The sequence below is a fragment of the Corallococcus sp. AB011P genome, from assembly GCF_003611605.1.
Taxonomy (GTDB): Bacteria; Myxococcota; Myxococcia; order Myxococcales; family Myxococcaceae; genus Corallococcus; species Corallococcus coralloides.
Genome location: NZ_RAVX01000010.1, coordinates 97441 through 110455 on the forward strand (window position 1 = coordinate 97441; position 13015 = coordinate 110455).

Annotated in this window: 8 protein-coding genes; 3 read left to right on the plus strand and 5 right to left on the minus strand. The window is 70.3% G+C overall.

What is annotated here, in order from left to right; genetic code table 11:
- Positions 1-19 precede the first annotated feature (19 nt).
- Together D7X30_RS24420 and D7X30_RS24425 are read left to right on the plus strand one after the other, a co-directional pair.
- On the plus strand, positions 20-3214 hold the full coding sequence (locus tag D7X30_RS24420; protein ID WP_120565360.1) for a TonB-dependent receptor domain-containing protein: 3195 nt from the start codon (positions 20-22) through the stop codon (positions 3212-3214).
- Positions 3215-3246: 32 nt separating this feature from the next.
- Positions 3247-4632: a hypothetical protein gene (locus D7X30_RS24425; RefSeq protein ID WP_120565361.1), complete on the plus strand. Its 1386-nt coding sequence runs from the start codon at positions 3247-3249 to the stop codon at positions 4630-4632.
- A gap of 63 nt (positions 4633-4695) precedes the next feature.
- Here D7X30_RS24425 and D7X30_RS24430 read toward each other — a convergent pair whose 3' ends face one another.
- The 5 genes from D7X30_RS24430 to D7X30_RS43645 all read right to left on the minus strand — a co-directional run bounded on the left by D7X30_RS24430 (position 4696) and on the right by D7X30_RS43645 (position 9738).
- A complete protein-coding gene (locus tag D7X30_RS24430; RefSeq protein ID WP_120565362.1) occupies positions 4696-5268 on the minus strand; it encodes a hypothetical protein in 573 nt (190 codons plus the stop codon).
- Complete coding sequence (locus D7X30_RS24435; protein ID WP_120565363.1) at positions 5265-6500, minus strand: AAA family ATPase; 1236 nt, start codon at positions 6498-6500, stop codon at positions 5265-5267. Before D7X30_RS24435 ends, D7X30_RS24430 begins: the two co-directional genes overlap by 4 nt.
- Before the next feature lie 137 nt (positions 6501-6637).
- Positions 6638-7135, minus strand: coding sequence for a hypothetical protein (locus tag D7X30_RS24440; RefSeq protein WP_120565364.1), 498 nt, complete (start codon positions 7133-7135; stop codon positions 6638-6640).
- A 126-nt stretch (positions 7136-7261) separates the two neighbouring features.
- A complete protein-coding gene (locus D7X30_RS24445; protein ID WP_304984713.1) occupies positions 7262-8383 on the minus strand; it encodes a metallophosphoesterase in 1122 nt (373 codons plus the stop codon).
- Complete coding sequence (locus D7X30_RS43645) at positions 8380-9738, minus strand: hypothetical protein (RefSeq protein ID WP_120565365.1); 1359 nt, start codon at positions 9736-9738, stop codon at positions 8380-8382. The genes D7X30_RS24445 and D7X30_RS43645 overlap by 4 nt, the downstream gene beginning before the upstream one ends.
- A 336-nt stretch (positions 9739-10074) precedes the next feature.
- Between D7X30_RS43645 and D7X30_RS24455 the strand changes: the two genes are divergently transcribed.
- Positions 10075-12915, plus strand: a complete 2841-nt coding sequence (locus D7X30_RS24455) for a serine/threonine-protein kinase (protein ID WP_120565366.1) — start codon at positions 10075-10077, stop codon at positions 12913-12915.
- Positions 12916-13015 lie beyond the last annotated feature (100 nt).

Here is a 13015-nt window from a genome sequence, read left to right on the forward strand (position 1 = left end):
GCTGTCGGCAAGGAGAGCCGTGTTGTCTCGTTCAAGCTTCGTGCGCGCATTCGTCGCGTCACTCGTGCTCATCACCCTGCCTGCCTTCGCGCAGGCGCCCGGCGCGGACTCCACCGCGCCCGCCGCGCCTTCGCCCTCCGCGTCTCCCGGCCAGCAGCCGGCCGGAGAGATTCCCCCTCCGCCGGGCAGCACGCCCGCGACTTCCGCCCCGTCGCAGCCGGACGGCGCGCTGCCCACCAGTCCCGCGCCGTCCCTCGGCACGCAGCCCGGCAGCGCCGCGAACCCGCTTCCCGCGCAGCACGGCAACGCGGATCCATCGCAGGCCGCACAGCCCTCTGCTCCCGCGCAGGCCTCGCAGCCCACGAATCCTTCCGCTCCCGCGCAGGCCTCGCAGCCTGCGGATCCTTCCGCTCCGGCCGCCGCTCAGTCCGGGACGCCGGCCGACGACACCACGCCTTCCGACGAGGCCACTGCTTCCGATGAAGCGGCCATGGACGATGAGGCCCTGGCCGAATCCTCCACGCCGCCTGCGGGCTTCACCGGCATCTACGGCCGGCTGACGGACGAGGCCAACGGGGAAGGCCTCATCGAGGCCACCGTGAAGGTCGTGACGGGCGCCGACAAGCAGGCCCTCACGGACCTGGACGGCAACTACCGGCTCGCGCTGCCGCCGGGCAAGTACGACCTGCGCGCCTTCTACGACGTGTACCAAGGCCGCCGCATCACGGGCGTCGTCGTCACGCAGGGCAAGGCCACGAAGCTGGACGTCGCGCTCAGCACGGACGTGGGCGCGGTGCAGGAGGTCGTCGTCGAGGCCCGCTCCGACCGCCGCGCGGAAGGCGCCCTGCTCCAGGACCGCAAGAAGGCCGCCGCCGTCTCCGACGCCATCAGCGCGCAGGAAATCGCCCGCACGCCGGACTCCAGCGCCGGTGACGCCGTGAAGCGCGTGGTCAGCGCCACGGTGGTGGACGGCCGCTACGTGCTGCTGCGCGGCCTGGGTGGCCGCTATGCCACCACGCTCCTCAACGGCGCGCTCCTGCCCAGCCCGGAGCCGGACGAGCCCAGCGTGCCGCTTGACCTGTTCCCCACCAGCCTGCTCGCCAACCTCAACGTGGTGAAGAGCTACACGCCGGATCTGCCGGGCACCTTCGGCGGCGGCACGCTGCTCATCGAGACCAACACCTATCCCTCCCAGTTCGAGTTCAAGCCGCGCCTCACCCTGGGCGGTGACACCGTCACCACCTTCCGCGAGCGCAACTCGCAGGCGCAGGGCGGCTTCGGCGAGACGCTGGGCTTCGCTTCCTCCGACCGCTCCCTGCCGGACGCGCTCCCCCGCGACCACCGCCTGGGCGCGGGCGGCGAGACGGCGCAGCAACTGGAGAGCCAGTGGGAGAGCTTCTCCAACGTCTGGGAGAAGCGCACCACGCGCGCCGTCCCCAATATGGGCCTGGGCGCGTCCCTGGGTGACACGCTGCGCTTCGGCAACCAGCGCCTGGGCTACCTGGCCACCGTCAACTACGGCCACCGCGACGGCGTGCAGACGGGTGACTTCGCCCGCGCGGCCCGCGACGAGTCCGGCAGCCTCATCTCCCAGGACGTCGCGCGCACCACGCAGGGCTTCTCCACCGCGAACCTCAGCGGCCTGGCCAGCGTGGGCTACCAGTTCGACCGCGACAACGAGCTGACCCTCTTCAGCCTCTACACGCGCGGCACCGACACGCGCACGTACACCGCCAACGGCAACAACAACGTGCGCGGCGACACCTACGCCAGCACCCGCCTCCAGTTCATCACCCGCGCGCTGTCCTTCACGCAGCTGCGCGGCTTCCACCGCCTGGGGCTGCTGGGCGACTCCGAGGTGGACTGGCAGGCCAACATCTCTCGCGTGGACCGCGACGAGCCCGACACGCGCGACACGCTCTACAGCGCCGCCCTCAACAACCCGGACGCGCAGCTGTCCTTCCCCAACCAGCCCAACAGCGGCGAGCGCTTCTTCGCGGAGCTGGGCGAGACGTCCACCGGCGGCAGCCTCAACCTCACCCTGCCCTTCACCTCCGACTTCCGCCTGAAGGTGGGCGGCCTCACGCAGGTGTCCTTCCGCGACTTCAACGCGCGCCGCTTCCGCTACCTGCTCACCAACGAGCCGGTGGACCGCACCCAGTCCCCCGAGCGGCTCTTCTCGCCGGACAACGTGGGCACCTCCATCAGCGTGCGTGAGACGACGCGCGCGGATGACGCCTACAACGCCTTCCTGGGCATCTACGCCGGCTATGTGTCCGCGGACTACAAGCCCGTGGAGCCGCTGCGCCTGGTGGGCGGCGTGCGCCTGGAGGCATCCAACCAGCAGCTGACGCTCAAGGACCCGTTCACCGGCGTGGAGAGCGACTCCGGCGGCGCGGACCAGAACTACCTGGACGTGCTGCCGTCGCTCAACGCGACCTACGCGCTGTCCCCGGAAGTGAACCTGCGCGCGGGCTACAGCTACACGCTGGCGCGGCCCACCTTCCGCGAGCTGGCGCCCTTCATCTTCTTCGACTTCGTGCGCCGCCGGAACGTGTCCGGCAACCCCGACCTGCTGGAGACGCGCATCCACAACGTGGACCTCCGCGCCGAGTGGTTCGTGGGCGAGAACGACGTGCTTGCCGCGAGCGCCTTCTACAAGCGCTTCCAGAACCCCATCGAGCGCGTCATCCGCAACCCTGACTCGGGCGACCTGGGCTTCGAGAACGCCGCGGGCGCGGACAGCTACGGCGTGGAGCTGGAGGCGCGTACGTCGCTGGCGCGCTTCAGCCCCGCGCTGCGCCCGGTGCGCGTGGGCGCGAACCTGACGCTCATCCAGTCACAGGTGGACCTGGGTGACTCCGCGCTGGGCGCGCAGACGAACAAGGACCGTCCGCTCCAGGGCCAGTCCCCCTACGTGGTCAACGTGAACGTGGGCTACGAGCGGCCGGAGAGCGGCACGGATGTGGCGGTGCTCTACAACGTGTACGGCCAGCGCATCAGCGAGGTCGGCGTGCAGGGCCTGCCGGACGTGTACGAGCGGCCCTTCCACCGCGTGGACATCAGCCTCACCCAGAAGCTCGGCGCGACGCAGCTGAAGCTGACCGCCGCGAACCTCCTCAACGCGTCCGTCACCCTGCGCCAGGGAGACGTGACGGTGCAGACATACAAGCCCGGCGTGGCGTTCACCGCGTCGCTCGGCTGGGCCCTGTAGTTCCTCCCATTCCCCTGAAAGGACGCACCGACATGAAGAGCCTCTTTGCCTCCGTCCTCACTCTCTCCAGCCTCGCGCTGCTCTCCGGCTGCGGCGACGACGACGACAAGAACAACGGCAACCCGGACGGCGGTGACCCGCAGGCCACCGAGCAGGACGTGAAGGGCAGCATCCAGGGCGACACGACCTGGAAGGCCGGCACGACGTACACCCTGAAGGACTACGTGTTCGTGGAGAGCGGCACGCTCACCATCGAGCCGGGCGTCACCGTCAAGGGCGACATGGGCAGCGCGCTGGTCATCACCCGCGAAGCGAAGCTGAACGCGGTGGGCACGGCGGAGAAGCCCATCGTCTTCACCAGCTCGAAGGCGGTGGGCTCGCGCGAGGCCGGTGACTGGGGCGGCGTGGTGCTCCTGGGCAAGGCGTCCATCAACGTGGCCGGCGGCGAGAACACCATCGAGGGCTTCTTCGCCACCAGCGGCGACACGCGCACGAAGTACGGCAGCGCCAGCAACCCCGACGACGCGCACGACTGCGGCAAGCTGAAGTACGCGCGCATCGAGTTCGCGGGCTACGAGCTGGCCGAGGACAACGAGCTCAACGGCCTGACGACGGGCGCGTGCGGCACCGCGACGGACATCGACTACGTGCAGGTGCACAAGGGCGCGGACGACGGCGTGGAGATGTTCGGCGGCACTGCGGGCCTGAAGCACATCGTCATCAGCCAGCCGGACGACGACGGCCTGGACTACGACCTGGGCTGGCGCGGCAAGGTGCAGTTCCTGGTGGTGCAGCAGAACGCCATCGTGGGCAACCGCGCCATCGAGGCGTCCGGCAACAAGAACGACAACGGCGCGCAGCCGCACACGGTGCCGGAGATCTGGAACGCGACGTTCATCGGCTCCGGCCGTGCGGCGGGCACGACGCCGGCGCAGGAGGGCCTGGTGTTCAACACGGGCGCGGGCGGTCTGCTGCGCAACGTCATCGTGGCGAACTTCGCGGACAAGGCGGTCGACGTGGACGGCACGGCCTCCGCGGCACTGTGGAACGCGGCCACCCCGGAGCTCTCCATCCAGAACGCGCTCTTCTGGAACAACAAGGGTGACTCCGTCTCCATCCCGAACGCGCCGAACCCGAAGAAGGACGCGTCGGGCGCGGTGACGGATCCGGACGCGAGCAAGTTCGCGGAGGCGGAGAAGGTGCTGGCCACGGGCCTGAACAACAAGGTCGTGGACGCGCAGCTGACGGCGGCGACGAACCTGGACGCCCCGAACTTCACCCCGGCGACGGGCTCCCCGGCGCTGAACCCGGACAACGCGGCCACGCCGGGCGCGGGCTTCGACACCAGCGCGCGCTTCGTCGGCGCGGTGGGCACGACCAACTGGCTGTCCGGCTGGACTTCGTTCCCGAAGAACTAGCCCTTCGGTGAACATGGACCGCGTGCTCCCGGAACGCCGTACGGGGGCACGCGGTCTTCTTTTTTACGGCTGGACCAGTCCCTGTCGGACGAGTTCCTTGGCCAGGAAGGGGAAGTGCTTCCGCAGGTGCCGGAAGGCCAGGTCCCCATCCCGATAGCTGTCGTAGTACGCCGTCCTCGCGGTGATGAACTCATCGTCGTTGAGGTCGAGGCGATCGATGGTGTCCTGGACTCGCTGCTGGACCTGCGCTGGCAGCCCCGCGCCAGGAGTGACCTGCAACGTGGACAAGTCGAGTGCGAACCAGCCGTCCTGCACTTCGAACGGGTCGAGCACGTCCTCGAAGGCGTTCTTGCGCGCGTTCATCCGGCTGCAGGCCAGCCGGTAGTTGCTCCACTCGTAGGCCAGTGCACGCTGCTTCGACTTGGGCAGCAGGTGGTCCACGGTGAGGGCACCGGTTCCACGCGGGATGTACAGGCACGAATAGGCGCAGACGCCCCTGTAGGCGGCCCAAAGCTGGAGGCTGCAATGCCTCCAGTGGGGACGAAGTTCGTCCGTGCCCTGGAGGTCTTCCTGTCCCTTCTGACGAACCCGGGCATCGAAGTCCGCGGGCTCTGGCTGCGGGGCGACGTGGATCATGGGTCGATGCCCGCGGCCTCCGCGCGCGCAAGCCATCGTGGCCAGAAGGGGTCCGTGTCGCGGAGCACCCGGTAGAGCGCGTTGTGGATGCGGCGGACCTCTTCGATGGGGAGGTTCGGGTCCTTGAGCGCGGCCTTCGCCGCCGTGATGGCCTGCTCGGCCTCCACGGAGCGGGGTTCCTTCAAGTCGAACACTTCAGAGGTGAGCCAAGCGTTGGCGTCTCCGCGTGGACGCCACTCCGCCTTCGTCGCCTGAACCTCCCGGTCCACCAGGTCGAACATGAAGAGCGCATCCTGCGCCTCATCGAACAGGGGCTCGGCGGAGGCCAGGACCAGGGGTGAGTGCGTGACGGCAATCACCTGGACCTTCACGTCCTCGCGAAGCGCGCGGACGACTTCGAGCAAGGAGGGAAGAATGAGCCGCTGCCACCGAGGATGGAGATGGGACTCCAGCTCGTCGACGAGCAGCACGATGTGGTCCGTCACGGGTTCATTGCGGAACTCCGCTGCGCGGACGTGCTCTTCCCATGCCCAGACCAACAAATATGCGAGTCCGACAATGCGCTTCACCGCGGCGGAGGCATGCGTGAGCGGCACGACTCCATAGGGCATCTGAAGGGTGGGAATATCCCGAACGTCATCGATGCTGATGCGCGTTGGCTCGCCTGGAACAAGCGGCTCATGTGCTCCTGGCGAGAGTGCCGCCAAGACTTTCTTCAACCGCTGAAAGGGCTCTGCGTTCTTGATCTGCCATGCCACCCAGTCATGGATCAGACCGTTGCAGAGCGTCCGCCCGTCTTTCTCCAAGCGATTCCAGAGTTCGTCAGGCGTGAAGTCGTAAGCAGGCAGGCTGGGCACCAGGGAGTGCCCGTCCCGTCGTCCATTCCGGATCCGATCCCAGAGGGAAAAGCTCCCGTCGACCCGTGCGTAGACGGTCAACCCGTTCTCGGGAGGAACGAATATCTGCACATCCTGCGCTCCGAGTTCGTGATGGATGTGAGTCCGACTGTTCACGCCCCGGATGTCAGCCGCGATAAAGGACCGGCCTTTCCAGTCGGCCCTACGTAGCGAGGGGGCGTCATCCCAGTGCCGCGTCAGCGCCCACCACGCCAGCTCCAGCACGAACGTCTTGCCCAGCCCGTTGTCGCCGGTCAGCAAGTTGAGGCGCGGAGCGAACTCGAACGAGAGGCGCGGGCTGGGGCCCACGCCCTCCATCTCCAACCGCTCAAGCATCCTGGGCCTCCGCCTTCGGCATCATGGCTGCCTCCTTACTTCAACTTCGAGGCTCCACCCCAGTTCAGCACCCCGCCGAAAACAACACGGCCCGACACTCCCTCGCAGGAGCGCCGGGCCGGAGGCCAGGGGACCGGCTACGACTGAAGGCTCGCCGCCGCCTCGTCCTGCCCGCCGTCCGCGCCGTTGCCGCCGTCCGTGAAGAGGTTGGCCACCGGGCGCAGCTTGGGGGGACGGCCGCGGCGGCGCGGGGCGTTGTCGTCGTTGCCCGGCGCCGCGCCCACCGGCTCCACCTGGGCCTGGCCACCCTTGCGCACCGGACGCGGCAGGTGGATGGCCTCCAGCTTCGCTCCCAGCTCCGCGTCGTCCTCCGCGAACACCTTCGCGTACGCCAGCGCACGCTGGCCCTTCTGGAGCAGCGACTCCTGGCTCTCGTTCAGCTCCTGCCTCGCCGCGTCCAGCGCCGCCTGCACCCTGGCCACCGCCTCCGCCTTCTCACGCACGTGCGCCGCGGACTCTCCCAGCACCGCGGTGTCCACGTCCGGGAACTTCACGTCCGCCAGGTCCGTGGCGAACAGCTCGAGCAGCGCGCGCAGCGCGGGGGAGATGGAATCGTTCTCGGGGGTTTCGAACATGGACAGGCCTCCTCACAAGGCGTCGTTGGACGGCGCCTATCTGCCCAGATGTTCAGTGCCCTTTCAAGGGGGTCTTCTAACAGGCCGGAAAGTCGGCCCCGCAGCCACCGTCAAGGCCGGTGCTGATCAATCCACCCGCACCAGCCCCACCTCTCGCACCCCCGCCGACGGATCCACGTCCACCGCCAGGTAGTGCCGGCCCACCCCGTCGAAACGCTCCGGAATCGCCCCGCCCCCTCCGGAGATGTACGCCGGGATGCCCGCGTTCGAGAACGAATAGTAGGAGTGGATGTGGCCGTACAGCGTCAGGTCCACCCCCGCCCGCGCCATCTTCCCCACCAGCCCCGCCGCCTCGTTGCGCACCGCGAAGCCTCCACCCCGGACACCCACCGGATCCAACGGCGGGATGTGCATCGCCACCACGTGCACCGCGTCGCGCGCCTCCTCCAGCCAGCCGTCCAGCGCCTCCTCCACCATCGGATCCACCGTGCTGCTGCCGGAATCCACCAGGCTGAAGTGCACGCCATGGAAGGTGAAGTGCTGGCTGCCCCGGCCCACCAGCCGCTGGTACTCACGCGCGTCGTCCGTGAAGGTCTCGTGGTTGCCCAGCGTGGCGTACAGCGGGATGCGCGAGTCCGCCTCCAGCCGCTGCTGGAACTCCTCCAGTTGCTCTCGCGTCCCGTACTCCGTCAGGTCCCCCGCGAAGAAGATGAAGCGCAGCGTGGGGTCCTGGTTCAGCTTCGCGTAGATGTCCCCCACCTTCGACAGCGCCTCCTGCACGTCCGCCAGCGCCGCGAACCGGAACGGCTCGCGCGTGTCCCAGTCCGGCGGCGCCACCGTCAGCCGCGCCGTCGTCCCCGGCCGCAGGGCCACGCGCCATGCCTTCACCGTCGGGTGCGCGTCCGGCATCGCAACCACCGTCAGCGGCGTGCCCGCTTCGTCCACGGCGTCCAGCACCGCGTCCGGCATCGCGTTGTGCACCATGAACAGCCAGTCCGTCCGCGCGTCCGCGCCCGCGGTGACTCGCGTGGTGAACACCGGCGCCTGACCCCACAGCTCCAGCGTCCCCGACGCCAGCGTCCGCACCGACGCGAGCCCACCCTCCACCTCCACCGTCAGCGCGTCCGCCTCCGCCTTCCCCACGCGCGTGTCCCGCACCGCGCGGTCCTCGCTGGGGCGCATGCAGCCCGTGGTCAGCAGCGCCGCCGTCAGACCCAGCGCGCCCAGTGCACGAAGTCCACCGCTCACGTGTCACCTCCCACCGCGTACACCAGCGACAGCCGCCCCATCAGCGCGCCACCCGCCTGCGCCTCCGCCGCCACGCCCCAGCGCTCCGTCACCAGCACGCGCCCCTTCAGACCGAACGACCCGATCATCCCGCCGCCCCGGCCCCGCAGCCCTCCCACCAGCCCGTCCTTGCGGTGGTCGTAGAAGAGCACCGCCTCGCCCCTCAGCGGCCCGCCCCGCCCCAGCCACACGCCGTAGCCGAACGTGTAGAGCAGCTGGCCGTACAGGTTGTCGTCGTCCACGCGCCCCGGATAGCTGTAGGCCTGCGCGGACAGTCCCACGCCGCCCTCCACGAACGAGCCCGCGAAGCGCGGCCCGAAGCGCTCCATCGCGTAGCGCCCCTTGAGCCCCACCTCCCCGCCTCCCAGCGTGAAGCCCTCCGTCGGGTAGCGGTGGTAGGTCGCGATGCCCTCCACGTCCAACGACGTCCCGTCCCCCAACCCCGGCGTCCGCTCCGGCGCGCCCCACAGCCGGTACGCCGCGCCGGCGCGGATCAACGTGTTGCCCTCGTCCGGCGCCAGCCGCGCGGACGCCTGGAGCCGCACCTTCGACAGGCGCGCCACCGCGCCCAGCGCGAAGAAGTTCCGGTAGTCCGCCGTCGCGTCGTGCACGTACTGGTAGCCCAGGTCCAGCTCCAGCGGCGGCAGCGTGTCCGGCACCCGCCCCGGGTCGAACGCAGGCGACGTCACCGCGTACAGGTTCGCCAGCATCGACAGCGAGAACACCCCCGCCCCCGTCAACGTCACCGCGTACAGCGGCCCGATGGTCTTGCGCGACGCACCCGTCAACGCGATGGGCACCAGCCCCGCGGCGATCAACCCCAGCCCCGTCGCCTCCGCCGCGAACAGCCCCCTCGCCGTCACGGAGTCCCCCGCCGACCACGCCCCCAGCCCGTGCAGCAGCAACCCCGGCACCACCGCGACCGCCACCGGCAGCACCTTGAACGGCGGCCTCGGCGCGTCCTCCGTCAGGCGCACGCGGGGCTCCGACACCCGGCCTCCTTCCGGCGCGCCCTGCTCCGGCGCCACCACCGGACCGGACTCCGCCGCGGACGCCGTGGGCACCGGCCGGGGCCCCTCCTCCGTCAGCACCCGGGCCATCACCTCCGGCGGCACCACCGACGCGTCCGAACCCCGGCGCTTCGGCACGTCCCGGGGGATGTCACTCCCGCCCAGCTCGGGACCGCTCGCCAGCAGCTCGAAGGCGGACCGCCAGCCGCCGCCGTCCTGCGCCCGCGCGGGCCCCGAGGCCAGCCAAAGCCCCAGCACCACCACGAAGGTGGCTCGCGCACTCCACACCGGGCGCCCATGCCCCATGACCGTCGTCTCGCTTCCCTGGGAGCGGCCTTCCACCCCTCCCACCCCGGCCCGAAGCCCGGAATGGCGCAGGTGATAACCCCGCCCCCGGAATGCGCTGAACGAAGCAGCGTGAAGAAGTGTGAACCGGCGCAACAGTCCGCCTCACGCCCCCCCCATCCACCCACCTGGGACATCGCGTCACTCCCGAGGGCCGTTCCGACCCACCAGGATGCCCGCTGCTGCCCGGACAGCACCCGGAGCGAAATCTTCGCATGCCATGCGAGCGTGGTCGGGACTTTCGGTGGAAGGCGAGTATGCTGGGGCTTCCCCAAACCCGGCCCCGCCTCCCCGCCCGTGGCAGAACCCAGTCCCCAGCAATTCGGCAAGTACGTCCTGATCTCCAAGCTTGCCGCGGGGGGCATGGCGGTCACCTACCGCGCGCGTATGACGGGCGCGATGGGCGTCACCAAGCCCTGCGTCATCAAGCAGATCCTCCCGCACTTCGTGGACGACCACGACTTCGTGGAGATGTTCATCAGCGAGGCGCGCCTCGTGGCGGGCCTGACGCACGGGAACATCGCGCAGATCTTCGACTTCGGTGAGGTGGACGGGCAGTACTTCATCGCCATGGAGCTGGTGCACGGCCAGCCCCTGTCGAAGGTGCTGCGGCGCGCGTCGCGCGCGGGCGTCGGGTTCCTCCCGCAGCCCCTGGCGCTGCACATCGCCAGCAAGCTGTGCGAGGGCCTGGACTACGCGCACCGCCACGTGGGCGAGGACGGCCAGCTGCTGGGCCTGGTCCACCGCGACGTGTCCCCGGACAACGTCCTCATCTCCTACGAGGGCGAGGTCAAGGTCATCGACTTCGGCATCGCCAAGGCCACGAGCGCCGTGGAGGCCAGGACGTCTCCGGGCACGCTCAAGGGCAAGTACCCGTACTTCTCCCCGGAGCAGGCGCAGGGCCGGCAGGACCTGGACGCGCGCACGGACGTGTACGCGGCGGGCGTCGTCCTCTACGAGATGCTCTGCGGCCGGCGCCCCTTCGAGGGCGAGTTCGTCACCGTGCTGCCCCGCATCATCACCGGCGACTGCCTGCCCCCGTCCGCCGTCAACCCGGGCATCGGCGAGGACCTGGAGACCATCGTCGCGCACGCCATGGCGGTGGACCGCGAGGCCCGCTACCAGACGGCGAAGGACCTGAGCGAGTCCGCGGTGGAGCTGCTCTACCGGGACACGCCGCGCTTCACGCCCACGATGCTGAGCCAGCTCATGACGTACCTCTTCGCGGAGGAGCTGGCCGCCGAGGGACGCAAGGTGGAGCTGCCGCCCGGCTTCAAGGAGCAGCTGGCCGCGTGGCAGTCGCCGTCGTCGGAGCCGTCCCAGGGCCGCGCGCGGATGCCGTCCAGCAACGGCCGGGCTTCCAGCCCCGGCGTGGCCCGCCCGTCCAGCCCGGGCGTGGCGCGGCCCTCCAGCCCCGGCGTGCGCGCGTCCGGCAGCACCCCCGGCCTGCGCCCCTCGACGGATGGCACCCCGCGCCGCTCGGCCACCCAGGCCACCGCCGTGCGCAGGAGCAGCACCGGCGTGCGCCGCGTGACGACGCCAGGGGGCACCCGCGAGAACACCAGCACCGGCCGCCGCCCCCTGCCTCCCGAGCTTCAGCCCGAGCCGGACACCGACGGGGGCACGGAGCCCACGGCGATGCCGCGGGCGCTGCCCACGCTGGCCGCGCCGCATGACACGCCGGTGGAGACGGCCATCGCGACGGAGCCGCGGGAGTCTCCCGAAGCGTCCGAGCCGGACGAGAAGGAGGCCCCCCGCGCCCGCACCACCGCGGACGACGCGCGCGAGAAGCTGGCCGCCGAGGCCGCCGAGCGCGAGGGCAAGCGCACGAAGCAGGTGCGCCAGCTGAGCATGGCCGTGTTCGGCATCACCGGCGTGCTGCTCGTCATCGGCCTGCTCATCCACTTCCTGTCCCCGTCCGAGGAGGGCGAGGTCTCCAACGAGCCCGTCGTCCTGTGGATCACCTCCAAGCCGGAGGGGGCCTCCGTCGTCGTCAACGGCCGGCCGGTGGGGAACACGCCCAGCCGCATCATCGGCGCGGATCAACGGACGTCCCACACCATCGTCGTCACCAAGCCGGGCTACCGCGCCTGGACGCGGCGCTTCACGCCCAACCAGCAGGAGGTCCACCTCAAGGCGGAGCTGGAGGTGGCGCCCGGCACCACCCAGATGGCGTCGGAGATTCCCACCTCCACCACGCTCGACGCGGGCGCCCCGGCCCCTGACGCGGGCACGGGCGCTGTCGCCGCCGCCGTTGTCCCTGGCGGCGACGCGGGCACCTCCCTGGATGGGGACGGAGGCCTGGCCTCCACGGACGCGGGGACCGGGTCCGTCGACTCCGCCGGGGCCGCCAGCTCCGACGCCGACCCGCTGGCCAACGACAAGGACCGCGAGATGCGGCGCATGGACTACCCCACGCGCCTGCTGGTGCTGCGCCCCAGGTACAACGCGCTGCCGCTGCCGGAGTACCCCACGGCCACCATCGACGTGTCGCCCGGCGCCGCCTACTCCGTGTGGACCGAGGGCAGCGCGGCGTTCGCGGAAGGCGACGGCACCGCGTCCGGCACGCTCGTCTACTACGCGGAAGGCGACCTGCCGGCGGACAACACCGTGGGCTTCGTGAGCAGCGCGCCACGCACCATCAAGGGCGCGAAGAAGCTCCACTTCTTCGCCCTGGACGACACCGGCCCCGAAGACAACCGCGGCTCCATCCGCGTGCACCTGCGGCAGTCCGCGTACATCCCGCCCCGCTCCGTGCTGTTCGAGCCGGAGAAGAACGCCCTGAACGTGAAGCCCCAGCACCAGATGCTGCTGCGCGGACTCAACCCCAAGTCCACCTATGCCTTCACCGTGCGCGACGACTTCGCGGAGGTCCGCTCCGGCCCCAATGGCCGCGTGCACACGGTGCTGTGCGTGGAGAAGGGCCCCAAGGCCGAGTCCGTGCGAAGCACGCACCGCCTCTTCGAGACGGGCAAGCGCTACCAGGTGTCCGGCGTACAGGACCTGAGCTGCCTCTTCCCCGACCTGCAGCTGGGGGACAACCAGGGCGCGCTCGACTTCGACATCGTCGACGTGACGAACATGTCCCGCAAGGAACGCGCGGAGGCGCTGCGCGGCGCCAAGCGCTCCGAGCGCTAGCGGGCGGACACCCGGGCCCCCGCCCGGGAGCACGTCCAGCAGACGGGCGTTGGCTCCACTCCCAGTGCCACCCTGACGCGCTGCTCCCGCGCGCAAGGGC